Source organism: Sphingomonas sp. BLHR8 (genome assembly GCF_056821725.1).
Genome location: NZ_JBPDIM010000001.1, coordinates 1,375,341 through 1,399,690, shown reverse-complemented (window position 1 = coordinate 1,399,690; position 24,350 = coordinate 1,375,341). Strand labels below are relative to the sequence as shown.

Sequence of the window (24,350 nt, the reverse complement as noted above, 5' to 3'; positions counted from 1 at the left end):
AGCGATCTAATGGGTCCTGAACCTAGATAGAAAAGCCATTTTGGTCCTGACACAAATAAATGGGCGGGTCGATCTGCTTCCTATGATACGCTCGCATCGCCAGATGACTGTCGAGTCGGCGAGGATAGCGGAAACGGCATTGAGATGCGGCTTTCGCGAGTTTACGAACGGAGGCGCCGTCAGCGATTTCACCCGTTTGAAACCTTGATGGAGGTAGTGATGGAGCAAATTGCCAAAATCGAGTGGGCAGAATTGTGCGATCGCATCAGCAAGCGGTTGCATGGCCTGCGCGCCGAAATCGAGGTCCAATCGCTGGATTTGGGCGATCAGATCGAGGCCGAATTTCTTCCAATCCTCGGTATCACCTATGATCACAAAGACGATGTCGTGGTCATCGCCCTTGAGGGGCTTGCTCACCTGATCCCTCATCCGGTCGATATCCAGACCAAAGGCTACGACGATAATATCGAGGCAGTCCTTATTTTGGACAGGGAAGGTGTGCGGCATCTCGTATCATTCCGGGATCCGCTTAAGTTGCCCCCCCCTGCCGATTAAGCTTTACTTCCATAAACCAACTTGTGGTCCAACCATCAAAGAGGGAGTTCAGCCATGAAATTCAGAAATCTTGCCCATGGCGTTGCCGTCATCGCATTGCTTGCGGCTACGGCCTGTTCCGATAATGCCGAGGAGGCGGCGGACGGACAGGAAGCTTCGGCTAGCGCAACCGATACGGATCAGGCTGCGCGCGGCGCCGCGGCTAAGGATCAGGCGCAACTCGGAACTCTGCTGGCGGAAGCGGTTTCCGCTCTCGATGAAACGCAGGCGGCTATCAACGCCATTCACGCGGGCAATAATCAGGAGGCGATCGACGCTCTGGCCAGGGCCACGGGCAAACTTGAGATCATCCTGGCGCGCGAACCTATGCTGGCACTTGCTCCGGTGGCCAATTCGGTCATCGAACATGATGTTCTTGCAACCCCAGGCGATGTCAAGGCGCTCTCCGACCGGATCGCGGATCTGACTGACAATGGACGTTTGCAGGAAGCGAGGCGGCTCATGGAAAGCCTCGCAAGCGAGATGGTTATCCGGACCAGCAACCTTCCGCTGGGTACCTATCCTGATGCCATCAAACGCGCGGCCGCACTGCTGAACGAACAGAAGCCTCAGGAGGCCAAGCTCGTCTTGCTAAACGCCCTGAGCACCATTGTCGTGACCGAAACCGTAATTCCCTTGCCGATCGTCCGTGCAGAGGCAAGCGTCGAGGCTGCGCGGCTCGTTGCGGCAAAGGAGAACCGCACGGAACAAGACAACCAGGCAATCGCTGCGGAACTGCTAAAGGCCCGTGAGCAAATCGAGATGGCGCAAGCGCTCGGTTATGCAACCAAGAAGGATCTTGACGATCTGCAGGACGCGATCAAAGAACTTGAGCGAGAGACTGGCGGGGGCAATGCTGCAACTCGCTTATTCGAACGCATCAAGGGGCTTTTCGGCAAGGCCCGCGAAGCAGTACAGCCGACAAAGAATTGAGAGCTATACCCTGGCGGTCCGTTATGCAATGAAGGCAGCGTACCGTCAGAAATATTGTCTTCGTTGAATTCCGATCTCAACGTATGGGGCTATCGATATGGCAACACTGGCACATAAAATCCCTTTCCCGGTCTGTAGTCTAGCAGGAAACTGGTGGACATTCGTTTTGCGCGGTGTGCTTGCGCTGATCCTTGCGGTGCTCGCGGTGCTGTTGCCTGCCAGCGCCTTGCTCGGGCTGACAATCATCTTCGGCGCCTTCTCGATGGCAGACGGAATATTCTCGCTTATCGCGGCTTTTCGCAACATCCGCGCGGGTGAGAAGTGGGGTTGGCTGGCATTCAACGGCGTGGTCGGCATCGGCACTGGTATTGTTGTGCTGATTACTCCAATGATGGCCAGTTTCGTGCTTTCGCTGTTCTTTTGGTGGATGATCGCATTCTGGTCGTCTGCCTCGGGCATCGCCCAGATCGTGACCGCCATTCGGCTGCGCAAGGAAATCAAGGGCGAGTTTTGGCTCGGGCTAGGGGGTCTGTTGTCCCTTGCGCTGGCCGGCTTCGTAATCTGGATGCTCTTGACTGCTCCCGTCGAGACATTCCTCGCCTTGGGCTGGGTCCTCGCGTTCTACGCCGCGATGTTCGGAACGGTCATGCTGCTCCTTGGCTTTCGCTTGCGGCGCGCATCGAAGGGGGATGATGCACTGACGCAGTCGGCGAGCTAGGTGGCTTTGCCGCATCATGAAGCGGTTTCTGGCTTCAGGATCAATCACATGAGCCTATCCCGAAGTATCGCCTCGGCGGGGCACTAGATTCGGAGCGGGTCGGCAAGCATCCGACTGCAAGGGCGGGCGATGGAGGTAACAAGGCCGCGCATTCGTGAGATCGTATGGCTCCTGGCATCCTTGCCGCATTGGTCTTTGGATATGCGCTTTACCATGAGCTCTATGTCGGCGCGTCCAGATTTCCGTTCGTGCAGGAAACCATCCTTGTCTTCCTTGGCGCTGTCGCGACGATCTTTCTCACCGCGATGTTACTCAACCGCCAGACCGAACTCGAACTCAGCAAAGAGGCCCGCGTCCATCTGTTCGACCAGAAGAACTCGGTTTACATGGCAGCGATCGAAAAAGTCGCAGAAATCGCCGCAAAACGCGACTCCGGCCCGGCTCTTATCGATGAATGCATGCCGTCGCCCACCTGACCCTCGGCATGCGATGCGACATGCTTGACGAGGTCGGGAGCGCCAAGAATGACACCGCACAGGAACTGATCCGCCGGAACTCTCGACAGATGGAACGGCTCGATGATCTGAACGAAGCGTAACGGGCAGTGACGATAGAAGGGTAAAGGACTTGAACATGCACAGAGGCCATAATTGCCCGCCGCGCCTATCGAAGCAGCCCGGCACGAATACTATTTCCGCCGAAATTCCAATGGCAAAGATCTATCAGGAGCCGCGCTCCACGCTTCAGGGCGGGCACCGCCCGCGACCGTGGTACCTTGAGTTCGAGGCGAGAAGATCACTGGGCTACGACGCATACACGGGATGGATCACCAATGATGATCCATATCGCCATATCCGTGTTCAGTTTCCTGACCGGGACAGCGCTATCGCATTCGCCGAGCGACAGGGGTGGGAATACAGGGTCATCCACAATCCGGAGTCGCGGCATCTCAGTTCTAAGATCGACCAACTCTATCGTGGCTCTGATGCGCCCGGGAACTGGCCGATACGATGGTCAGGAGAGGGCAAACAGATTTCCCAAAACCGGCTGTATCGAGGTGCGCAAGCCGGTGAGCGGGCTGAGCGCGAGAAGGAGTTCGACCCGGTGGATGAAGCGCTGCTCGAAAGCTTTCCTGCCTCCGACCCGCCAGCATTTACGGGCGCAACAATTGGCTAGGCCGAAAGGTCGATACAGTCGAAAATAAGCGAGTATCAGGTGGAAAATGTAATCGACGAATTTGAATTGCGAACTCTCTCCGTTTCCTCATCCTTGCTTAAAGACGCAGTGCGGATCGTGTTGGTCGTGTTTCTCGCTTCGATGGCGGCAGCTGTGCCTTCGCGCCTGATGCGGCGCATAAAACAGAAGATGACAAGCAAACGGAGTGATCCAGATTCTGTTGGGAGGGTTACAACTGCATACAGGACTGGTCTGATATGCAGGCGCATCGTGATATGGTCAGTTGCCGGGGTGACATTGCTCTCGATCATGGGCGTATCCATAGCGCCTTTGCTGACTGCTGCGGGAGTGGCCGGAATTGCAGCAGGTTTTGCCGCGCAGGGCCGTGTGAAAGACTATTTTTCCGAATTCATCATTCTGCTTGAAGGGCAGCTGCGCGTCGATGACATAGTCGAGATCGGTGGCCATATTGGAGTGGTAGAAGAAATCACGCTGCGAAGCGTTCGCCTGCGCGATTACGATGGCAACGTGATATTCGTGCCATGTGGGAACATTACCCATATCGTGAACATGACCATGGTATATTCCAGGTCGGTGATCGATGTCGGTATCGCCTATCGAAAAAAGACAGACGAGGCGTTGGGCATTATGCACTGCGCTGCCTCGCAGATGGGGCAGGATCGCGCCTTTGCCGAGCGCATAATTGATGAACCCGAGATTGTCGGTGTGGAAGCGCTAGGTGAAAGTGCCGTCATCTTGCGACTGCGCCCGAAGGTGAAGCCAGGGCGGAATGGAAAGTGCGCAGGGAGTTCTTCCGCAGGATCGAGCAGGCGTTCGACGAGACTGGCATCGAAATACCATTCCAGCACCTTACCCTGTATCCGGGGCTTCCGAAGGAGCCCTGCCCCTCCGCTGAACATCCTGCTTGGACAAACCGATGCTGTAGTGAAGAATGTTTAAAAGACGGCCGCAAGGATAAACTAATGCTCGCGAATTGTCTGAGATTGCGCAAAATGACACGTGCAGAATGGTCTGCGATGTCTCTCTACGAGAAATTCGAGGACGCAGTTGTTATCGTTCTCAGCGGAATAATTGCAATCGTCGTGATCGCGGCGGTTTGGTCATTGCTGCGCGAAGTTGTCACAAGTCTTGTCTTGGGCGCTCTCGATCCGCTCGATTTTTCCACCTTCCAGGCTGTCTTCGGCATGATTTTCACCGTTGTGATTGCGCTTGAGTTCAAGCGCTCATTGCTCGTAGCTGCCGACAGGGGTTTCGGTATCCTGCAGGTGCGCACGATAATCCTGATTGCGCTGCTGGCAATTGTGCGCAAGTTCATCATCCTGGATTTGGCAGACACGAGCGCCGCGAAAGTCGCCGCGCTTTCAGGAGCTGTGCTGGCACTCGGTGCGGTATTCTGGCTTGTTCGCGATCAGGATAGGCAGGAGCGGCTTGAGCAGCTACAGGAATAGGGCCTGTCTGAAGCCGTAGCCAGCGCGGTTACAGACCAAAAAAGACCGGCGCGCCCATGCGAGCGCCTATCCCGCTTCCAAGAGAAATGGCAGCCTCAGAAGTCCATCGCCGGCATCGGAGCGGGCGTGTCTTCTTTCGGCAGTTCGGCAACCAGCGCCTCGGTGGTGATCAGCAGCTAGGCAACCGAAGCCGCATCCTGCAGCGCGGTGCGTACCACCTTCGCTGGATCGATCACACCCGACTTCACCAGGTCTTCATATTCGCCGGTCGCGGCGTTGAAGCCATGGTTTTAGTCGTCGCCTTCGAGCAGCTTGCCGACGATATAGGCACCGTCCTCGCCCGCGTTCTCGGCAATCTGGCGAGCCGGGGCGCGCAGGGCGCGACGCACGATGTTGATACCGGACTGCTGGTCGTCATTGGCGGCCTTGAGGCCCTCGAGCGATTGACGTGGCAAACCGGGGCCGTGGGCGACCGCCTGAAGAGAACCGCTCCATCAGCAACGGTCTACTCTGGCGGCTGCGTTGCGGGACGCCGTGGCGCGATGTGCCGCCCAGATACGGCAACTGGAACACGATCTACCGGCGCTTCCGGCGCTGGAGCGAGGCCGGGGTCTGGGAGGCGCTATCGGTCACCCTGGCCGAGGTCATGGCGGACAGCGGCCACTACAGCATAGACAGCACCACGGTTCGCGCCCACGTCTCGGCGGCGGGCGGGAAAGGGGGGCTTGTCGACGCGCTCTTGGCCGCTCGCGGGGCGGGTTCACCAGTAAGCTTCACTGTCTGGCCGATGCCCGAGGACGACCCATCGCCTTCCACCTGACGGTCGGCGAAGCAGCCGATTGCAAGGCCTACGACACGTTGATCGCCTTGCCTGAGCGCCCACCTACGGCGCTGTTGGCCGACAAGGGTTATGACTCCGATGCCATCCGAACCGACCTTGCAGGTCGCAACATCCAGGCCGTCATCCCGGGCCGCTCAAATCGCCGGGTCAAGATCGAACATGACCGAGCGCTCTACAAGGAACGCAATCACATCGAACGATTCTTCGGTCGCCTGAAAATCAACCGCGCCATCGCCACTCGATATGACCAGCTCGCCGAAAGCTTCCTAAGCATGGTCCATATCGCCGCCGCCAGATACTGGCTCCAATTTGTCCACGCCGCCTAGCCTGTCCGCTTCCTGATGGGTTTGCGGCAGATCATTTCCGCTCGCGATATCGCGCACGTTCGACGGACGCGGTGAGCTATGATCTGCATCAAGGCGAACTGTGGAACGGCAAAGTAGCATTCACGTGAAATCGATGTCGAAGAACGACCTCGACTAGCGAGATGCACAGATGGATTTCACTTTATCAGAGAGACAAACCGCATGGCGTGACCGGGTGCGCAGCTTCATGCGTTCGTTCGTCTATCCAGCAGTTCCTGCCTATGATGAGCATATGCAGGCTGAAGGTATTTCCCGCTGGTCGCCTCCGCCTGTCATTGAGGAACTCAAGGCTCGTGCCTTCGCCGAGGGGCTATGGAACCTCTTCCTTCCACCTTCTGAAAGTGACGACGAGAACTACCGCGGTGCCGGACTGAGCAATCTCGAATACGCATTGTGCGCCGAGGAGATGGGCCGTGTGGGCTTTGCCTCCGAAGCATTCAATTGCTCGGCGCCTGATACCGGTAATATGGAAATGCTGCACAGATATGGCTCGCCAGAGCAAAAGGCCACTTGGCTGCGGCCGCTACTGGATGGTGAAATCCGCTCGGCATTCCTGATGACCGAGCCGGACGTGGCGTCATCGGACGCCACGAACATCCAGACCTCCATTCGCAGGGAAGGTGACGACTGCGTTCTAAACGGGCGGAAATGGTGGTCGTCCGAAGTCGGTGATCCGCGCTGCAAGATGGCGATCGTGATGGGCAAGACCGATCCGGAAGCGGAACGACACGCCCAGCAATCGCAGATCATCGTGCCACTCGATGCCGATGGGGTCGAAGTCGTGCGGATGCTGCCGGTGTTCGGATACGACGATGCCCCTCATGGTCACGCGGAAGTCCTGCTGCGCAACGTCAGGGTTCCCGCCTCGAACATCATCCTGGGCGAAGGCCGGGGGTTCGAAATTGCGCAGGTCCGTCTCGGGCCGGGACGAATCCATCACTGCATGCGCGCAATCGGCGCTGCGGAGGTGGCGATCGAGAAAATGATCGACCGTCTTCTGTCGCGAGTGGCTTTTGGACAACGGCTGGCGGATCAGTCGATATGGGAGCAGCGGATAGGCGAGGCGCGGTTGGACATCGAAAGGACGCGCCTGCTCTGCCTCAAGACCGCCGACATGATGGACAAGGTGGGCAACAAGGCCGCGCGACGGGAAATCGCGATGATCAAGGTTGCCGCACCGCGAACGGCCTTGCGGGTCATCGACGATGCGATGCAGGCTCATGGTGCGGGCGGCTTGTCCGATGACTTCGGGCTTGCACAGGCCTATGCCGGAATGCGCTCACTCCGCATCGCCGACGGGCCGGACGAGGTTCATCTGCGGGCCATCGCACGGCAGGAATTTCAAGGGCATGCAGAACGGATGCGTGCCTGGAGGGGACATTGACCTAGCGCGATCCACGACGCACCCGCGGAAGAACAAGCATCGGTGCGAAGTAAATAAGAAAAACGCCGAACCCAAGCATCCAAAGCTCGCCGGCGAGGAGCCATCCTTCCTGCAAGGGGATCGGACCGGTTCCGGAGACGACGCGGACTATTGCGCCGAGCGAGGCGAACAGAACAGCCGCCAAAGGAGCAAGCCGCCAGCGCGGATGGCGACCGGTCTGACCAATCGGCCAGTTCAGTTCGAGCTCACAGCCGATATCCGTTCAACCCTGCTTTCCTGGTTAGAACCTCGGGGCGGCTCGACCAGCGAGCACCTCTTTCCAAGCAGGATCGACCACGCCGGACACATGAGCACGCGCCAGTATGCGCGTTTGGTGGATGAGTGGGTTACCGCGATTGGCCTACGGAAATCTGAGTACCGGACGCACTCGCTTCGACGGACGAAGGCCGCGATGATCTACCGCGCTACGGAGAACATCCGCGCAATTCGGATACTTCTAGGTCACACCAAGATCGAGAACACCGTTCGCTATCTTGGGGTCGATGTCGAAGACGCACTACTACTGGCGGAGCGCACGGAAATCTGACACCTTCGGGCGGTCGACCTCACCTGGTCGACCGCTTTCGGGTTGCGCCTCGAAAGGTGCGGTTGGCTGCAATTGAGTGGTTTTGCGACTGTCTGCTTTCAGCAATCGAGGCAGGATAGCTGACGTGAGGCTGGGCGGCTGGAACTTGGTAGCCGTCGTGCGAGTTGGATTTTGGCAACAAGAATAAATCCAGAGAACTGTTATGAAAGTCGACAATGTCTTCCTGAGCGTGAACGCCAAGGATTTCGCGGCGCAATCGAAATGGTGGAGCGATCTACTCGGCCGGGACTGGGATCGCGAACCGATGCCGAGTTGTCATGAGTGGGATCTGCGCGAGGGCGTATGGTTTCAGGTACTCGATAATGCCAAGGGTGAGCCGGTGACCGTTACGCTACACGTCGCCGACGCCGACGCGCAGATCGCCCGGCTGCGGAAGGCGGGCATCGAGGTTCCTGACCCAGTGAAAGTCGAAGGGTTCGACACTCTTCGCTATGCGGAGTTCAGCGATCCGGAAGGAAATACTGTCGGGCTGTTGGACGGAGAGTGAAGCACAGTTCTGCGACCGCTCTCGGGAGTTACACTCAAATCTCCAAATGACCCCAATGGGGTCGTAAGCCGAACGTCCGCGTGACCAGGTCCGGCGCTCGATAGCAGACTGTCCGGAAACGGCCCACTAGTTGCCGTTTGATCGCCAAGCCACAGGCTTTCGCATGATCGGTGTAGCCATATCCAACCTGTTGCTGGTCGGCCCGCCCGGTGCGGGCAAGTCGCTGCTCGCATCCTGCCTGCCGGGCATTCTGCCCGATCTGACGGCGGCGGAAGCGCTCGAGGTTTCGATGGTCGCCTCGGTCGCGGGGGCGCTGGAGGGCGGGCGGATGATGCGCGACCGCCCCTATCGCGCGCCGCATCACAGCGCATCGATGGCCGCGCTGGTCGGGGGCGGGCTGCGCGTGCGGCCGGGCGAAGTCAGCCTCGCCCACCTCGGCGTCCTGTTCCTTGACGAATTGCCCGAGTTTCAGCGCGGCGTGCTCGATTCGCTTCGGCAACCGCTCGAATCCGGCGTCGTCAGCGTCGCGCGGGCGAATGCCCACGTCACCTTCCCCGCCCGCGTGCAGCTGGTCGCGGCCATGAATCCGTGCCGCTGCGGCTGGCTCGGCGATGCGTCGCGCGCGTGCAGCCGGGCGCCGCGCTGCGCCGCCGACTATCAGGCGAAGGTCTCGGGCCCGTTGCTCGACCGGATCGATCTCGCGGTCGACGTTGAAGCGGTGAGCGCCGCCGACCTGGTGACGCGCAGCCTGTCCGAGAGCAGCGCGACGGTCGCAACCCGCGTCGCCGACGCGCGCGCCCGGCAAACCGCGCGATACGCAGGCGAAGCTGCGCGCACCAACGCCGAAGCCGACGGCGCGGTGCTCGACGCGTGCGCGACCCCGGACGAGGCTGGGCAGGCGCTGCTGTCGCAGGCTGCGGCCACGCTGCGCCTGACCGCGCGCGGCTACACCCGCGTGCTGCGCGTGGCGCGCACCATCGCCGACCTCGCCCAGGCTGACCGCGTCGGCCGCATTCACGTCGCCGAAGCGCTCAGCTATCGGCGGACGGGCCCCGTCGGATAAGCCTAGGCGGCCTCGCCGCGCGCGAGCGTCGGATAGTCGGTGTAGCCATGCGGCCCGTCCGAGTACCAGGTCCGGTAATCATCGGGCGCCAGCTCGGCATCGATCCGCAGCCGTTCGACGAGGTCGGGATTTGAAATGAACGGCCGTCCAAAGCTGATCGCATCGGCAAGGCCGCTCGACAGATCGGCGAGCGCGCTGTCGCGGCGATATTCCTGATTGAGCACGAGCGGGTTGGTGAACACGCGGCGGATCGACGGACTGACGCGGGGAACGTCGGTTTTGCCGAAGTTGCCATACTCTTTCTGCTCACGCAGCTCGAGCCAGGCGATGCCCAACCGCTGAAGCTCCGCCGCCGCGGCGGTGAAGGTCGCGGCGGGATCGCGATCGTCGCAACCCTGCGTTTCTCCATTGGGCGACAGGCGCACGCCGACGCGTTCCGCGCCGACGGTGTCGATCAGCGTCTGGGTTACCTCCGACAACAGCCGGATACGGTTCTCGATCGGACCGCCATAAGTGTCGCCACGCTGGTTGGTGCCGTCGCGCAGGAATTGATCGATCAGATAGCCATTGGCGGCATGGAGCTGGACGCCGTCGAAGCCAGCGCGCATCGCATTTGTCGCGGCGCGGGCATAATCCTCGCGCAGCCGCGGCATCTCCTCGATGGCGAGCTCGCGCGCCTGCTCATAGTCCTTTTTGCCGCTGGGGGTGTGCGCGTATCCTGGCGCGGTGGTGGCGCTGGCACTGACCGGCGGCGCGCCGTCGAGAAAGTCGGGATGCACGAGCCGGCCCATATGCCAGAGCTGGAGGACGATACGTCCGCCGGCATCATGCACCGCCTGCGTCACCGGCGCCCATGCCGCGACCTGCTCGTCCGACCAAATCCCCGGCGCTTTGGGCCAGCCGAGGCCTTCGACGCTGATGCCGGTTGCTTCGGCAATGATCAGCCCTGCCGCTGCCCGTTGCGTGTAATATTCGGCCTTGAGCGCCGTCTGGGGAATATGCCCGGGCACGTCGCTGCGCCCGCGGGTGAGCGGCGCCATGACGATGCGATTGGACGCTTCGATCGCGCCTAAGCGGATGGGGTCGAAAAGGTCGGGCATATTGGAACGAACTCCGCAGGGTGAGACGCTGGTCGGCGCTGGTCCGAGGAGCTAGGGCGCGCCCATGACCGCCGCAAGCCACCCCGCCGCCGACGCTACGGCCACCGTCGCCGAGACACGCACGCCGCCGCGGGGATCCTTTCTTGCTTTGCTTGTCGGCAACGCGACGCTGGCGGCGGGGCCGCTGTTCGTGCGGCTGGCCGATGTCGGCCCGGTCAGTGCGGCGTTCTGGCGATTGGCGCTGGCGCTGCCGTTGCTGCTCCTGTTTGCGCGCCGCGACTTTCAAGGAACTACCCCCTCGCGTGGCCTGATCATGCTTGCGGTGCTGGCCGGGCTCTTCTTCGCTGCGGACCTCGCGAGCTGGCACGCCGGTATTCTGATGACCAAGATGGCGCACGCGACGCTGTTCGGAAACGCCGCCAGCCTGATCCTTGCAGTCACGACGTTGATCGTCGCGCGGCGCTGGGCGACCCGCATCGAAGCCTTGGCGATCAGCCTCGCCGTGGCGGGCGCCGCGATGCTGATGCACGACAGCGGCCAGGCGGGCGACGCGCGGCTGGTCGGCGATCTCCTGTGCGTATTGGCGGGGGTGCTGTACGCCGGATACGTGCTCGCGATGCAGCGCGCGCGCGGCGGGCTGTCGCCGTTCCAGACGCTCACCATCGCCAGCGCTGCGGGTATGTTGCCGCTGCTCGGGATCGCGGCCGTGCTGGGTGAGACGATCGTGCCGACGGTCTGGTGGCCGGTGATTGCACTGGCCTTGTCGAGCCAGGTGATCGGGCAGGGGCTGCTGGTGTACGCGCTGCCGCATTACAGCGCGCTCGTCGTCGGGCTGACGCTGCTGACCCAACCGGTCGTGGCGGCGCTGATCGGCTGGATCGTCTATGCCGAGGGCCTCTCGCCGATCGAGTCGATCGGGGGCGTACTGGTCGCCGCAGGCCTCGTCCTGGTGCGCCTGCCGACCCGCGCTCCGGCGGACTGATGGCTCCGCCGGAGCGCAGAGGCATTCGCCGTTACTGGACCTCGCTCACTCGAAGCTGGGCGTTGTTGATGCCGCCACCATAGCTGCCGATCCAGATGTCGTAGGTGCCGCTTTGCGGGCGCTGGAAGATGACCCGCGCATTGCGTCCGCCACCGCTGTCGTCGTCACAGTACCAGCGGCCGTCGGGTCCGTTGACGACCAGCGTCGTGTCGCTCTGAGCGAACGTCTGCAGGTAGAGCGGCAGATTGCCGGCACTGTAGGTCAGCTCGACGTCTGGCGCGGCGCTGACCATGCCGCGGCAGCCATTCAGCTTCGATGCGTCGATGTTGCCCCCGGACTGCACCGGCACCCACCACGGATCGGGCTGAAAGCCGGCGACGAGGCGCACCGTGGCGTACGTGGCGCGGAGCGCGGCGTCTTGCGCGGTCGCCGACGTGGCGATCAGCGCGCCCGCCATCAACGGCACCGCCGCCAGTGCCTTGGGAAATTTGGTCATGGAAGTCCCCTTTATCGCTTGCAAGGCGATCCCCTTCGCCTTGAATGCGTCGTCGATTGATCGACGTCAACTCAGTGCGCGTCGCCCCAGCTCTTGCCGAAGCCGACATCCACGCCGAGCGGCACGTCCAGCGTTACCGACGGCCCCGCCGCATTGGCCATCGTTTCGCGGATCACCGGAGTCGCGGCTTCGACCAGCCCCTCGGGTGCCTCGAACAGCAGTTCGTCGTGGACCTGAAGGAGCATCTTCACCTCGCCCAGCCCCGCATCGCCGAGCGCCTTGTCCATGCGCGTCATCGCGCGCTTGATGATGTCGGCGCTGGTGCCCTGGATCGGAGCATTGATCGCCGCGCGCTCGGCGCCCGCGCGCTCCGCTTGGTTGCGTGAATTGATGCGTGGGAACCACGTCCGTCGCCCGAATAGGGTCTGCGTGTAACCGCAGCTGCGCACCTCCTCGAGCGTGCGCTGCATATAGTCGCTGATGCCGGGGAAGCGTTCGAAATAGCGGCTGATGATCGCCTGCGCCTCGTCCTGGCCGATCTCCAGCCGACTGGCGAGGCCCCAGCGCGAGATGCCATAGAGGATGGCGAAGTTGACCGTTTTCGCCTTGGCGCGGGTATCGCGGGTGACCTCGCCGAACAGCTCCTGCGCGGTGCGGTTGTGGATGTCCGCGCCTTCGAGAAACGCCTCCTTCAGCTGCGGCACGTCGGCCATGTGCGCCGCCAGCCGCAGCTCGATCTGGCTGTAATCGGCGGCGATCAGCACGTTGCCCGGCGCGGCGACGAACGCCTCGCGGATCTGGCGCCCGGTTACGGTGCGGATCGGGATGTTCTGAAGGTTCGGGTCGGTCGAGGATAGCCGCCCCGTCTGCGCGCCAGTCAGGCTGTAGCGCGTGTGCACGCGGCCGGTGACGGGGTCGATCTGCTGCTGCAATGCGTCGGTGTAGGTGGAGCGCAACTTGGTCAGCTGGCGCCACTCGAGCACTTGGCGCGCGACTTTCACCCCGTCGCGCTCCAGACGTTCGAGTTCGCTCTGGTCGGTCGAATATTCGCCCGACTTGCCCTTGCGTCCACCCTTGAGGCCGAGCCGGTCGAACAGCACCTCGCCCAGCTGCTTGGGGCTGCCGATGGTGAACGGACCGCCCGCCTCAGCGAAGATCGCGGTTTCGAGCTTAGCGGTCTCGGTGGAGAACACCTCCGACAGCTGCGCCAACTCCGCGCGGTCGACGAGCACGCCGCGCCGTTCCATCCGGGCAACCGTAGTGACGAGGCCGCGGTCGACCATCTCGTACACCCGCGTCGCGCCCTCGCGCCACAACCGGTCCTTCAGCACCTCGTGCATCCGCAGCGCGAGTTCGGCGCGCTCGCAGGCGAGCGTCATCACCGCGGCGGGCTCCTGCGCTGCCAGCGGCACTGCGTTGCGGCCCGAACCGGTGAGCCCCTTGGCGGTCAGCGGCTCGTGCCCGGTCAGCCGCCGCGCCACCTCCTCGAAACCATGGCCCTGATTGCCCGCGTCGAGCGCGAAGGAGAGGAGGATAGTGTCGTCATAGCCGGCCGCGCAGACCCCCGCCTCACCCAGCAACAGCAGCTCGGGTTTGAGGTCGTGGCCGACCTTGAGCACGCTCGCATCGGCCAGCAGCGGCGCCAGCTGCGCGATCGCGGCGGCGGTGTCGAGCTGCTGCGGCGGCGCAGCCAGCAGGTCCGCGCCGCGGTGACCGAGCGGGACATAGGCCGCCTGTCCCGGCTGGATTGCCAGCCCCAAACCCACGATCAGCGGCTGGTGCATCACGCTCGTGTCCGAAACCACATGCAGCCCGAGCGTCCCCGACTGCCGCGCCGCGGCGATGACGATGTCGAGCTGCTCTGCGGTGGTGATCAGGCTGTAGCGGCTGTGGTCGATGTCGGGGCGCTTGGGCAGCCCCTCGCCCGCGCTGGGCGGCCGTGCGGCGTTACGCTGGCCGCGCGCGGTGCCGGGGAGCGGCTCGACCATTGTCGATGGGCGCACCGGCCCGCTCGCCGCGCCGCCCTCGAGCCGGTTGGCCATCGCGCGAAAGCCATGTTCGAGGAGGAACGCGCGCAGCGGATCGGGCGGGATGCCGTCGAGCTTGAAGCTCTCCAGCGGTTCGGGCGTCGGGCAGTCGCGGCACAGCTCGACCAGCTGCCGCGACAGCCGCGCATCGTCGGCGAACTGGATGAGGTTGTCGCGCAGCTTGCCCGGCTTCATCGTCGCCGCCGCGGCGAGGGCGCTCTCGAGGTCGCCATGCTCCTGGATCAGTTTCGCCGCGGTCTTGGGACCGATGCCCGCGATGCCGGGGATGTTGTCGACGCTGTCGCCCATCAGCGCGAGCACATCGGCGAGCCGGTCGGGGCCGACGCCGAACTTCTCCTCCACCGCCGCGACGTCGATGCGCGCGTTCTTCATCGTGTCGTAAAGGTCGACGTGCGGGCTGCCGTCGCCCTTGTCGGGGGTGACGAGCTGCATCAGGTCCTTGTCCCCAGACACGATCGTCACGTCCCAGCCGAGTCCGAGCGCCTGCGTCGTATAAGCCGCGATCAGATCGTCCGCCTCATAGCCCTCGAGTTCGATGCACGGCAGGGAGAAGGCGCGGGTGGCGTCACGGATGAGCGGGAACTGTGGCACCAGGTCGGACGGCGGCTCCGGGCGGTGCGCCTTGTACTGATCGTACATCTCGTTGCGGAAAGAGGCGGCGCTGTGGTCGAGGATCACCGCGAGGTGCGTCGGCCCCTCCGCCTTGTCGAGCCCGTCGGCGAGCTTCCACAGCATCGCCGTATAACCGTACACCGCTCCCACCGGCACGCCCTGCGGGTTCGTCAGCGGCGGGAGGCGATGGTAGGCGCGGAAAATATAGCCTGAGCCGTCGACGAGATAGAGGTGGTTGCGCGCCATGCGCGGCGTCCTAACAGCGGCCGCGTTCACGGGCTAGGCGAACGCGCTTAGCAGGTTGCGGTCGAGCGGATCGGCGTTGTCGTCGATGCCCAATTGCGTGACAGGATGGTGACCGCCGGCTTGCGAAGCCGTTGACGCGCCGTTAACCACAACCCGCCCATGTTAGCTTCGGACGGAAAAGCTTTGGAACCCGAGCGCTCATCAGCCGTTCGCGCGCATTACAGGTAGTTTTGTGATGTCATCGGAGTGCGTTTTGGCCCGGGTTATGATCGTGGAAGACGAGTTTCTGATTGCTGCGGACCTCGAGTGCGCAGTGGAGGATGCCGGCTGCCAGTCGGTCGGGATTGCGTCGGACACGGACGAAGCGCTGGCGCTCGCCAACGAAACTCCCGACCTCGCACTGGTCGACCTCAACCTCTCGGATGGTCCGACGGGGGTGGAGATTGCCCAATCGCTGATCGCGCGCGGCATCTCTGTGCTGTTCATCACCGGCAACCCGCGCTTGTTGAAGGGCGGCGTGCCCGGCGCCTTCGGCGTCGTGCAGAAGCCCTGCACACCCGAGATTATTCGTCGGATCGTCAGCTACGCGATCGATCGCCGGCGCGGCGTGCATGTCAGCACGCCGGAGTTTGTGCGCTCCTTCGCCTGACGCGCAGCCCTCCCCCGCGTGCAGCGGGAGTAGGGTCGGCGACATCAATTTCGTTGGTATGGCTCCGACGTTGCGGGGCCGTGTAGGTCCCCCAGACTCCAGTTTATGTTGTCGGCGGGCGGCTGTGCGCAATTGCGGCATCGTCCTTTTTCGTCTTCCACAGTGAGTAGAGGACTCCGCCAAGGATCAGCGCAAAGGTTACGCCAAGGCTGATCGACGTCGGGAACTTCCCCCCGCCGAGCAGAAAGTCGGCGACGAAGATCTTCGACCCGATAAACACCAGCACCATGGCCAGCGCATATTTGAGATAGTGGAACCGATGCACCATCGCGGCGAGCGCAAAGTAGAGCGCGCGCAGGCCAAGGATGGCCATGATGTTCGACGTGTAAACGATGAACGTATCGGTCGTGATCGCAAAGATTGCTGGCACGGAATCGACGGCGAACACGAGGTCGGCAAGGTTGATCACCACCAGCGCCAGGAAAAGCGGGGTCACCGCACGGACGAGTTTGCCGGTTTTGGGGTCCGGAACCCGGACGATAAACTTTTCGCCATGGAGTTGCGGCGTCACGTTGAGGTGACGCGACAGGAACCGGACCACCGGATTGCGCGCGACGTCCATTTCCTGGTCGCCGGCGAACATCATCTTCACCCCAGTAAAGATCAGGAACGCTGCAAAGATGTAGAGAACCCAATAATATTCCTGCACCAATGCCGCGCCCGCAGCAATCATGATGCCGCGCAGGACGATCACCGCGATGATCCCCCACAGAAGCGCGCGATACTGATACATGCGCGGGATCGCGAAGTAGGTGAAGATCAGGCTGATCACAAAGACATTGTCGATCGACAGCGCCTTCTCGATAAAGAAACCGGTGTAATAGGCCATGCCGAGTTCGGGACCACGCTTGATCCAGACCCACACGCCAAACAGCATGGCGATCCCGATATAAAAGGCCGACAGCTTGAGCGATTCGGCGATCCCCATTTCCGTGTTCTTGCGGTGCAGCAGGCCGAGGTCGAACGCCGTCAGCACAACGACCAGCGCGAGAAAGCCCAGCCAGAAAATGACCGGCGTGCCCGCAAAATCCGCCCATAAATCCATTTCGTGCCCCTTGGCTCCGTTGACGTGAACGGAACGCGGCCCGCCGTGCAGCGCACAGCGGGCCGTTGCCCGGGGACGGGTCCGGCGTAGTTAGGGGGAGGAGGGTATCTACGCCGGACCCTCGGGCAACCCGCGCGGACGCGGCAGTCCCGATACGAACCGACATCACGCAGCGGCGACCAGAAGGGGGGAGGGTCAGCCACCGCGCCAGAGGGGCCCGGGTCGTACGAGGCCGATCTAAGGCGACCGACTTTGCCCGACAAGGGGACTACGGTCGCTTTTATCGATTAGCCTGTTCGACTTGGCGAATGGACCGGTGATCCTTGCGCGGTGAGCGATTGCCGATAGCGTGGTGCCATGCGTTTCCTGCTCGGACCCATATTGATGCTGACCTCGCCCGCGTCGAGCCAAGGCGTTGAGCCAACACCGGTGCCCGCGCCCGCCGTCCCGCCGGAGGCGCCCCCCGCCGACGACCCGGCGACCTGGCGAACGCGGGTCGTGCTTGGATTCGATGCGACCGGAGCGGAGCAGACGCGGTTGGCGCAAGGAGTCGCGGATGTCGCTGGTCACCCGGTCGACGGGGACCGGCTTGTGCGCGTTGCCTCGATCTCGAAGCTGACGGTCGCCATCGCGGTGATGCGCCTCGCCGAGCAGCGCCGCGTCGATCTCGACGCTGACGTGTCCCGCTACCTTGGCTGGCGACTGCGCCATCCGGGCTTTCCCGCCCGGACGATCACCCTGCGGCAGTTGCTGTCGCATCGCGCAGGTTTGACCGATGCCGCAGGCTATACCCTGCCGCTCGATGGAGACCTCGAAGCGCACCTTCGCAATCCCGACGCCTGGGAGATGCGACGTGCGCCGGGCGGGGACTTTCGTTACGCCAACACCAACTTTCCGATCATTGCCGCCGCCATGGAAGGCGCCACCGGCGAGCGCTTTGATCGGTTGATGCAACGCTTGCTCTTTCAACCGCTCGGCATTGAGGCGTGCTTCAACTGGTCGGGTTGCCCGGCGGATGCGGCAACGCGAGCGCAGACGCTCTACCGCCCTTCGGGAGAGGTCGCCCGCGACGATTTGCGCGGCGTTCTGCCCGCTTGTCCGGTGACGCCGGCGACCGACGGGAGTTGCGACCTTTCTCGCTATCGCCTCGCGCACAATGGCAGCGCGTTTTCGCCGCAAGGTGGACTGCGGATTTCCGCGCGGGGTCTGGCGCGGATCGGCCAGATGCTGCTGCGCGGCGGCGATAACGTCCTCCGCCCAGCGTCCGTGCGTGCGTTGCTGTCGTCGCCGGCGCACGTCCGCGGGCTCGGCGCGGATATCGGCGAAGGCGGGGAGGGGGGCTTTTATTGCCGCTACGGGCTCGCCCTCCACGCGCTCGCCACACCGCGCGCGGGATGCCGCGACGACCCCTTCGGCGACGGCGTGACGCGGTTCGGCCATTCGGGCGAAGCCTATTCGCTACGCTCGGGTCTCTTCATCGACCCCCGCCGGCGCACCGGCGTAGTGTGGATCGTCACCGGCCTTCCGGAAAATGGCGCGGCGCGCGGAACCCGGTCCGATTTCAGCGCGGCGGAGGAGGCCGCCCTCACCGCCGCCGGCTACCCCGGGCCGATCAGCCGCGCTTCACCCAGACGACGGTGAGCGCGCTCATCGACGTGTAAACGCCGTAGAGGACCGGGGCGAGCAGGTGCGCCCGCGTCGCCGTGCCCATCGCCAGCGCGAGCAGCACATATTCGAGCACGTAGCTTGCGTTATGCCCGAGCAGCCGCCGAATCGGTGCCAGCGCCTCCAGCACGCGATCATCGCCGCTCTCCAGCACCCAACGATGCATGGCGAAATTGGCGACGCCGAGCATGAACACGAGCCCGACGGACAGCCAACTTTCGGGAGGGAGCGGGGTCACGTCAAACGCGCTAGCGACGCACCCCATGGCGGGCCATCATCTTATCTACGTCGCCCCCAGCCTGCGCCAACTCATCTGCGACGCGCCTGCGGCCATGATAATAGAGCAAGGCCGGGTGACGTGTTCCCGTCTCCTCAAGTTTCATAACGTCGTCAGCGGAAAGGCTGCTTTCTTGGGCGACCACGTCGCTCAGACCTTCCCGCAGCCAGGCTGGTGTGAAGACGAGCGCGATAGCGCCGTATCGTTGTCGCGCGGCGATGTGCGCGCGTTCGTGCGCGGTTGTCCCGCTCAACGTCCGTCGCCCGCCGATCCCGCTATGTCCGCGAATCTCGTCTCGGGCGATGTTCGCGCGATTTAGTACCACAGCGTCATCGACAATGTCGCTGATCGGGCGAGTAAAGCCAAACGTGCCACCGCCCCCGGCTGACAGCAACTTCCACCGCCACCCGCCATCGGTCAGATAAACTCGTCGACCGACCTTTATGTTGCCCAAGGGTCCTTCCCTGGCGAGCTCGTCGGCGCGCAGAAGGACTTGCGCCATTGCAATGCGGTCCACCGGCGAAACCGAATAGATGACGGTGTCACCGATCGGCGTGCGCTCGGGAAACATCAGGACACGCGGACTGGCGAAGGCCGTAGCTGGCACAAGCAGCGCGGCGAACGCCAAACCCCGCCACCGCCGTCTGTGCCGATGTCTCCTATCCTGAAGCTCGTCCGTCACAAAATTACCTCTTGGGTCGGAGCTTAAACGTCGCCTCGCATTCCGCAAGCTGCGGATCGAACCTAAAAATCGCTGCTTCAGCCAAGCATGAAGACTTACGCTTTGACACTCTCCGCGATGCGTTGGCGCCAGACTTGCGGGGCGGTGACGTGGACGTTGGCACCGCGGGCGTCGACGGCGACGGTGACGGGCATGTCGCGCACCGCAAATTCGTAGATCGCCTCCATGCCCAGATCCTCGAATGCGACGACCTTGGCGGCGGTGATCGCACGCGCGACGAGATAGGCCGCGCCGCCCACCGCCATCAGATAGGCGGTGCCGTGCGCGGCGATGCTTTGCGTTGCGGTGGGGCCGCGCTCGGCCTTGCCGACGCTGGCGAGGAGACCGAGGTCGAGCATCATGTCGGAGAAGCTGTCCATCCGCGTCGCGGTGGTCGGACCCGCGGGGCCGACGACTTCGCCCGCCACCGGATCGACCGGGCCGACATAATAGATGACGCGGCCAGCGAACTCGACCGGCAGCGGCTCGCCGCGGCTGAGCATGTCGCGTATGCGCTTGTGCGCGGCATCGCGACCGGTGAGCATGCGCCCGTTGAGCAGCAGGCGGTCGCCCGGCTGCCAGCTCGCCACCTCCTCACGAGTCAGCGTATCGAGGTCGACGCGCTTCGCCGCCGCGTCGGGCGCCCAGGCGACGTCGGGCCACTGCGAAAGGTCGGGCAACGGCAGCTTCGCCGGGCCGCTGCCGTCGAGCGTGACGTGCGCGTGGCGGGTGGCGGCGCAGTTGGGGATCATCGCCACCGGCTTCGAAGCTGCGTGCGTCGGCCAGTCGAGAATCTTCACATCGAGCACGGTCGAGAGCCCGCCTAGTCCCTGCGCGCCGATGCCAAGCGCATTGACGCGGTCGTGCAGCTCGATGCGCAGCTCTTCGATTGGCGAGCGCGGCCCGCGCGCCTTCAACTCGGCCATGTCGATCGGCGCCATCAGGCTCTGCTTGGCGAGCAGCATCGCTTTTTCCGCGGTGCCGCCAATGCCGATTCCGAGCATCCCCGGCGGGCACCAGCCCGCGCCCATCGTCGGCACCGTCTCGACCACCCAGTCGACGATCGATTCGCTGGGGTTCATCATCTTGAACTTGGACTTGTTCTCGCTGCCGCCGCCCTTCGCCGCGACGTCGATCGAAACGGTCGCGCCGGGCACCATTTCGACGTGCAGCACGCAGGGGGTGTTATCGCGCGTGTTGACGCGGCTGAACGCCGGGTCGGCGAGGATCGAGGCGCGCAGCGGGTTGTCGGGATGGAGGTAGGCTCGGCGCACCCCTTCATCGACCACCTGCTGCAACGACAGCTTCGATTCGAGCCGGCAATCCTGCCCCCAGCGTACGAACACGGTGACGATGCCGGTGTCCTGACAGATCGGGCGGTGGCCCTCCGCGCACATGCGGCTGTTGGTGAGGATCTGCGCGATCGCGTCCTTCGCCGCTGGGCTCTCCTCGCGGATATAGGCGTCGCCCAGCGCGCGGATATAGTCGAGCGGGTGATAGTAGCTGATGTACTGCAGCGCGTCGGCGACGCTGTCGATGATGTCGGTGTCGCGGATGGTGATCATCCGCTGCGCGTAGCGAGACGCGCCGCGCAAAAAAAGGCCGGAGGCGCTGTAGCGCGCTCCGGCCAGCCTTCCGGGCTCTCCCCTCCCGAAACTCGTGCCGGGACTATGCGCGATTCGATGCGAGTTGCAATCGAAAAAACGACGATTGCGTCTGACGCAATCACCGAACGGCGAGTTCGGCCCACACCGGCAGGTGGTCGCTCGCCTTCGCCGCGTTGGCGCTGTGATGAACGCCGCAGTTTTTGGCCGAGACCGCGCCGCAGTGAATGATCCGGTCGAGCATCGCGACTGGCCGGCGCGTGTGAAAGCTGCGCCCGGGTGCGAGGACGTGATGCCCGCGTCCGGTAAACTCGCGCAGCGCCCCGCCCTGGGGACACCATTCGTTGAGATCGCCCATCATGACCGTCGGCAGTGCCGGCTCGCATTCATCGCAATGGGCGAGGATCGCCTGCACCTGCCGGCGACGACGGATGCCGGACAGGTCGAGATGCATCGCGACGACGCGCACTCGCTTGTCGCGGATGGCGAGGTCGACCGAAATGGCGCCACGCGGTTCGACCGTTGGAATCGGAACGACGCGGGTGGCGAGCACCTTCACCCCGCGTCGGACGAGAATCGCGTTGCCATGCCAACCGATACTGTCAGGCCGCGTGTCGAGCTGCACGGGCACATAGCGACCATGGTTGTCGATCATGTCGATCGGGAGCGCACTTGCGCGTCGACCGAAGCGCCGATCGGCCTCCTGCAATGCGACGACATCCGCGTCGATTTCGTGCAGCACGGTCAGAATGCGTTCGGGATCGCGGCGGCGGTCGAGTCCGATCGCCTTGTGGATATTATAGGTCGCGACCTTGAGCGTATCTCCCGACTTGTCCGCAGACATCAAAATGCCGCTCCGGCAGCGACCGCTTCGCGCTCCCCCCGTCGATCCGCTCGGCCGAGCACGGCATTGCGGTGCGGAAAACGGCCGAAACGCTTGATCACCTCGAGATGGCGCTGCGCGTAATCGGTGTATTCTGCATCGCCCAGTTGCGAGACCAGCCGGACGGCTTCCTTTTGATCGTCGAGATCTTCGCTGTGCTCGAAGGGAAGGTAGAGGAACAGACGCTCGTCCACCGTGCGGCCGTTGTCGAACTGGCGCGCAACCGCCTCGCGCGCGATGGCGAGCGCATGCTCGTCGGTCGCAAAGGCTTCGGCGCTGTCGCGAAAGATATTGCGCGGCGCCTGATCGAACAGGACAATCGCCGCGAGCGCGGTGTCCGCGTCGTCTAGGAAGTGCTCGACGGGATGGTGACGCAGCGCGTCGCGCCACGGACCAAGCCGCTCGCTCACCTCGGCGTCGAATGCATCGCCGCCGTTGAACCAGTGCTGCCGGTCGTGGTCATCGAACCAGAACTTCAGCGTGCGTTTCGCCCAGTCCGCCGGCGGCGGCGGGGGCAGGGCGTCCTCGTCACGTTCGTCCGGTGCCCCGGTCATGCGGCTGTCCCCCCGACGGTCATGGCGTCGATGAGCAAGGTGGGCTGACCGACCCCCGCGGGAACGCCTTGGCCGCCCTTGCCACACATGCCGATACCTTCATCAAACGCGAGGTCGTTGCCGATCCCGATCACCCGGGTCAGCACGTCCGGGCCGTCGCCGGTCAAGGTTGCGCCGCGAATGGGATAAGCGAGCGCGCCGTTTTCAACCTTCCACGCCTTGGTGCAGGAAAAGGTGAAGCGCCCCGACACGATGTCCACCTGTCCCCCGCCAAAGCTCGTGCAGTAAATGCCGTCCTTGACCCGGCTCAACAGTTCGGCGGGGTCGTCGTTCCCGCCGCGCATGTACGTATTCGTCATGCGCGGCATCGGCGGGTGCGCGAAGCTTTCGCGGCGGCCGTTTCCGGTTGGCGCCATGCCCATCAGCCGAGCGTTCTGCCGATCCTGCATATATCCGACGAGGATGCCGTCTTCGATCAGGATCGTCTCGCCGGTGGGCGTGCCCTCGTCGTCGATGCTGAGCGAACCGCGGCGCGCGCCGGCAACGGGGGAGAGGAGCGAGCCGTCGTCGATCACTGTAACCCCGGGTGCGGCGACGCGCGTGCCCATCCGGCCGGCGAACGCGCTGGTGCCCTTGCGATTGAAGTCGCCTTCGAGGCCGTGGCCGACGGCCTCGTGCAGCAGGATGCCGGGCCAGCCCGGACCAAGCAGGACCATCGCGGTGCCCGCGGGGGCGGGCTTCGCCTCCAGGTTGTGAAGCGCCTGCGCCAGCGCCTCGTCGATGCCGCGCTGCCAGGTGAGGGGGTCGAGCAGATCGTCCGCCTGCCTTCGGCCGCCGATGCCGAAGCTGCCACTTTCGCGACGCCCGTTCGCTTCGGCGACGATGTTGAGGTTGAGGCGCACGAGCGGGCGCACGTCCTGTGTCCGCATGCCGTCGGCGCGGACGATGGCGACGACGTTCCAGCTCGTCGAGAGGCTCACGCTGACTTGCACGACGCGCGGATCGCGCGCGCGGGCGGCGGCATCGATGCGCTGGCAGAGCGCGACCTTGTCAGCGAAGCCGGGGGCGTCGAGCGGTGATGCATCGTCATAGAGCCGCGCGTTCGTCGCTCGCGGGGGCGGGGAAGGCGCTCCGCGATGTGGCTCGATCAGGCGCAGCGAATCGCCCGCGCGGCGGATCGTCGCAGCGTCGATGCGGTTGGCGTGCGCAAAACCTGTCTGCTCGCCCGAGACGGCGCGCAAGCCAAAGCCCGCATCGCTCGACCGGTCGGCGGTGGTCAGCCGCCCGTCGTCGAATCCCAGCGTCTCACTTTCGTGATGGGCAAGGTAGAGTTCGCCATCCTCGGCGCTACCGATCGCGGCGCGCGTAATCGCGAGCGCCTCGTCGGGATCGAGCGCATGATCGGGAAACAGCAGCGTGCCTGGGTCAACCGGTCGGGTCATGCAGCGCGATATGGCGGCGCGATGGTCGCTACGCCACCCTTTGCGGATGTCAGAGCCCCGCGCCGTCCCCGACGTCGCGCCCGGCGCCGGCGTTGGCATCATCGGCCGGCCCACCGATCAGCACGAAACGCCGGTCGCAGTAGCCGCAATCGACATGGCCGATATCGGGATCGATCTGGAGCCAGACCCGCGGATGGCCGAGCGCTGTCCCTGCAACGTCGCTGGCGCCCATGCAGGCGTTGCGCGGCGTGTCGGTGCGGACGATTTCGGGCGGTCGGAGCATGGCTTGC

General features: G+C 63.7%; 25 protein-coding genes and 4 pseudogenes. 16 read left to right on the top strand and 13 right to left on the bottom strand.

Going from position 1 to position 24,350, the window contains the following annotated elements:
* The first annotated feature begins 219 nt into the window (after positions 1–219).
* The 7 genes from ACRYJK_RS06920 (at position 220) to ACRYJK_RS06890 (ending at position 4,890) form a co-directional block, all read left to right on the top strand.
* Complete coding sequence (locus tag ACRYJK_RS06920; protein WP_482666803.1) at positions 220–555, top strand: DUF5335 domain-containing protein; 336 nt, start codon at positions 220–222, stop codon at positions 553–555.
* A gap of 54 nt (positions 556–609) precedes the next feature.
* Entirely contained in the window at positions 610–1,527 is a 918-nt protein-coding gene (locus ACRYJK_RS06915) for a YfdX family protein (RefSeq protein ID WP_482666802.1), read from the top strand.
* A gap of 97 nt (positions 1,528–1,624) precedes the next feature.
* Positions 1,625–2,245 (top strand): HdeD family acid-resistance protein, encoded by a 621-nt coding sequence (locus tag ACRYJK_RS06910; RefSeq protein ID WP_482666801.1) that lies wholly within the window; start codon positions 1,625–1,627, stop codon positions 2,243–2,245.
* Between the two features lie 164 nt (positions 2,246–2,409).
* Positions 2,410–2,721 (top strand): hypothetical protein, encoded by a 312-nt coding sequence (locus ACRYJK_RS06905; RefSeq protein WP_482666800.1) that lies wholly within the window; start codon positions 2,410–2,412, stop codon positions 2,719–2,721.
* Positions 2,722–2,953: 232 nt separating this feature from the next.
* Positions 2,954–3,421 carry an NADH dehydrogenase ubiquinone Fe-S protein 4 gene (locus ACRYJK_RS06900; RefSeq protein WP_482666799.1) on the top strand — a complete coding sequence of 156 codons (468 nt, stop codon included), beginning with the start codon at positions 2,954–2,956 and terminating at the stop codon, positions 3,419–3,421.
* Positions 3,422–3,460: 39 nt separating this feature from the next.
* Positions 3,461–4,381, top strand: a complete 921-nt coding sequence (locus ACRYJK_RS06895) for a mechanosensitive ion channel family protein (protein ID WP_482666798.1) — start codon at positions 3,461–3,463, stop codon at positions 4,379–4,381.
* A 53-nt stretch (positions 4,382–4,434) separates the two neighbouring features.
* The gene (locus tag ACRYJK_RS06890; RefSeq protein WP_482666797.1) at positions 4,435–4,890 is read left to right on the top strand and encodes a phosphate-starvation-inducible PsiE family protein; all 456 of its coding nucleotides are present in this window, start codon (positions 4,435–4,437) and stop codon (positions 4,888–4,890) included.
* A gap of 95 nt (positions 4,891–4,985) precedes the next feature.
* Here the strand turns inward: ACRYJK_RS06890 and ACRYJK_RS06885 are convergent.
* A pseudogene (locus ACRYJK_RS06885) lies at positions 4,986–5,336 on the bottom strand (TCP-1/cpn60 chaperonin family protein); the annotation flags it as partial.
* A 2-nt stretch (positions 5,337–5,338) separates the two neighbouring features.
* Between ACRYJK_RS06885 and ACRYJK_RS06880 the strand changes: the two are divergent.
* From ACRYJK_RS06880 to ACRYJK_RS06870, 3 genes and pseudogenes are all read left to right on the top strand, one after another.
* A pseudogene (locus ACRYJK_RS06880) lies at positions 5,339–5,455 on the top strand (transposase); the annotation flags it as partial.
* Positions 5,425–6,057, top strand: coding sequence for an IS5 family transposase (locus ACRYJK_RS06875; protein WP_482666796.1), 633 nt, complete (start codon positions 5,425–5,427; stop codon positions 6,055–6,057). The pseudogene ACRYJK_RS06880 and the gene ACRYJK_RS06875, both read left to right, overlap by 31 nt.
* 169 nt (positions 6,058–6,226) lie before the next feature.
* Positions 6,227–7,480 (top strand): acyl-CoA dehydrogenase family protein, encoded by a 1,254-nt coding sequence (locus ACRYJK_RS06870; protein WP_482666795.1) that lies wholly within the window; start codon positions 6,227–6,229, stop codon positions 7,478–7,480.
* A 1-nt stretch (position 7,481) separates the two neighbouring features.
* Here ACRYJK_RS06870 and ACRYJK_RS06865 read toward each other — a convergent pair whose 3' ends face one another.
* Complete coding sequence (locus tag ACRYJK_RS06865) at positions 7,482–7,664, bottom strand: hypothetical protein (protein WP_482666794.1); 183 nt, start codon at positions 7,662–7,664, stop codon at positions 7,482–7,484.
* A gap of 36 nt (positions 7,665–7,700) precedes the next feature.
* On the opposite strand from ACRYJK_RS06865, the pseudogene ACRYJK_RS06860 reads away from it, so the two are divergent.
* The 3 genes and pseudogenes from ACRYJK_RS06860 to ACRYJK_RS06850 all read left to right on the top strand — a co-directional run.
* A pseudogene (locus ACRYJK_RS06860) lies at positions 7,701–8,066 on the top strand (tyrosine-type recombinase/integrase); the annotation flags it as partial.
* A gap of 202 nt (positions 8,067–8,268) precedes the next feature.
* Positions 8,269–8,613, top strand: a complete 345-nt coding sequence (locus tag ACRYJK_RS06855) for a VOC family protein (RefSeq protein WP_482666793.1) — start codon at positions 8,269–8,271, stop codon at positions 8,611–8,613.
* Positions 8,614–8,797: 184 nt separating this feature from the next.
* Positions 8,798–9,676, top strand: a pseudogene (locus ACRYJK_RS06850) (YifB family Mg chelatase-like AAA ATPase); the annotation flags it as partial.
* 2 nt (positions 9,677–9,678) lie between these two features.
* Here the strand turns inward: ACRYJK_RS06850 and ACRYJK_RS06845 are convergent.
* The gene (locus ACRYJK_RS06845) at positions 9,679–10,776 is read right to left on the bottom strand and encodes an alkene reductase (RefSeq protein ID WP_482666792.1); all 1,098 of its coding nucleotides are present in this window, start codon (positions 10,774–10,776) and stop codon (positions 9,679–9,681) included.
* A 64-nt stretch (positions 10,777–10,840) separates the two neighbouring features.
* Between ACRYJK_RS06845 and ACRYJK_RS06840 the strand changes: the two genes are divergently transcribed.
* Positions 10,841–11,758 carry a DMT family transporter gene (locus ACRYJK_RS06840; RefSeq protein WP_482666791.1) on the top strand — a complete coding sequence of 306 codons (918 nt, stop codon included), beginning with the start codon at positions 10,841–10,843 and terminating at the stop codon, positions 11,756–11,758.
* A 31-nt stretch (positions 11,759–11,789) separates the two neighbouring features.
* Here ACRYJK_RS06840 and ACRYJK_RS06835 read toward each other — a convergent pair whose 3' ends face one another.
* Complete coding sequence (locus ACRYJK_RS06835; RefSeq protein ID WP_482666790.1) at positions 11,790–12,254, bottom strand: hypothetical protein; 465 nt, start codon at positions 12,252–12,254, stop codon at positions 11,790–11,792.
* 71 nt (positions 12,255–12,325) lie between these two features.
* Positions 12,326–15,160 carry a DNA polymerase I gene (polA, locus tag ACRYJK_RS06830; RefSeq protein ID WP_482666789.1) on the bottom strand — a complete coding sequence of 945 codons (2,835 nt, stop codon included), beginning with the start codon at positions 15,158–15,160 and terminating at the stop codon, positions 12,326–12,328.
* Between the two features lie 235 nt (positions 15,161–15,395).
* Here polA and ACRYJK_RS06825 point away from each other — a divergent pair, with 235 nt between their 5' ends.
* On the top strand, positions 15,396–15,809 hold the full coding sequence (locus ACRYJK_RS06825; protein WP_482666788.1) for a response regulator: 414 nt from the start codon (positions 15,396–15,398) through the stop codon (positions 15,807–15,809).
* A gap of 103 nt (positions 15,810–15,912) precedes the next feature.
* Here the strand turns inward: ACRYJK_RS06825 and ACRYJK_RS06820 are convergent, their stop codons facing one another.
* Positions 15,913–16,914, bottom strand: coding sequence for a TerC family protein (locus tag ACRYJK_RS06820; protein WP_482666787.1), 1,002 nt, complete (start codon positions 16,912–16,914; stop codon positions 15,913–15,915).
* Positions 16,915–17,271: 357 nt separating this feature from the next.
* Here ACRYJK_RS06820 and ACRYJK_RS06815 point away from each other — a divergent pair, with 357 nt between their 5' ends.
* On the top strand, positions 17,272–18,555 hold the full coding sequence (locus ACRYJK_RS06815) for a serine hydrolase domain-containing protein (protein WP_482666786.1): 1,284 nt from the start codon (positions 17,272–17,274) through the stop codon (positions 18,553–18,555).
* On the opposite strand, the gene ACRYJK_RS06810 is transcribed toward ACRYJK_RS06815, so the two are convergent.
* From ACRYJK_RS06810 to ACRYJK_RS06780, 7 genes are all read right to left on the bottom strand, one after another.
* Positions 18,527–18,817: a hypothetical protein gene (locus ACRYJK_RS06810; RefSeq protein ID WP_482666785.1), complete on the bottom strand. Its 291-nt coding sequence runs from the start codon at positions 18,815–18,817 to the stop codon at positions 18,527–18,529. The two genes, ACRYJK_RS06815 and ACRYJK_RS06810, sit on opposite strands and share 29 nt — an antisense overlap.
* A 10-nt stretch (positions 18,818–18,827) precedes the next feature.
* Positions 18,828–19,463: a hypothetical protein gene (locus ACRYJK_RS06805; protein ID WP_482666784.1), complete on the bottom strand. Its 636-nt coding sequence runs from the start codon at positions 19,461–19,463 to the stop codon at positions 18,828–18,830.
* A 170-nt stretch (positions 19,464–19,633) separates the two neighbouring features.
* Complete coding sequence (locus ACRYJK_RS06800) at positions 19,634–21,142, bottom strand: fumarate hydratase (protein WP_482666783.1); 1,509 nt, start codon at positions 21,140–21,142, stop codon at positions 19,634–19,636.
* A gap of 160 nt (positions 21,143–21,302) precedes the next feature.
* Complete coding sequence (locus ACRYJK_RS06795; protein WP_482666782.1) at positions 21,303–22,025, bottom strand: endonuclease/exonuclease/phosphatase family protein; 723 nt, start codon at positions 22,023–22,025, stop codon at positions 21,303–21,305.
* Entirely contained in the window at positions 22,025–22,618 is a 594-nt protein-coding gene (locus ACRYJK_RS06790; protein ID WP_482666781.1) for a DUF924 family protein, read from the bottom strand. The genes ACRYJK_RS06795 and ACRYJK_RS06790 overlap by 1 nt, the downstream gene beginning before the upstream one ends.
* Complete coding sequence (locus ACRYJK_RS06785) at positions 22,615–24,060, bottom strand: TldD/PmbA family protein (RefSeq protein ID WP_482666780.1); 1,446 nt, start codon at positions 24,058–24,060, stop codon at positions 22,615–22,617. The genes ACRYJK_RS06790 and ACRYJK_RS06785 overlap by 4 nt, the downstream gene beginning before the upstream one ends.
* A 49-nt stretch (positions 24,061–24,109) precedes the next feature.
* On the bottom strand, positions 24,110–24,343 hold the full coding sequence (locus ACRYJK_RS06780) for a zinc-finger domain-containing protein (RefSeq protein ID WP_482667413.1): 234 nt from the start codon (positions 24,341–24,343) through the stop codon (positions 24,110–24,112).
* Between the last annotated feature and the right edge of the window lie 7 nt (positions 24,344–24,350).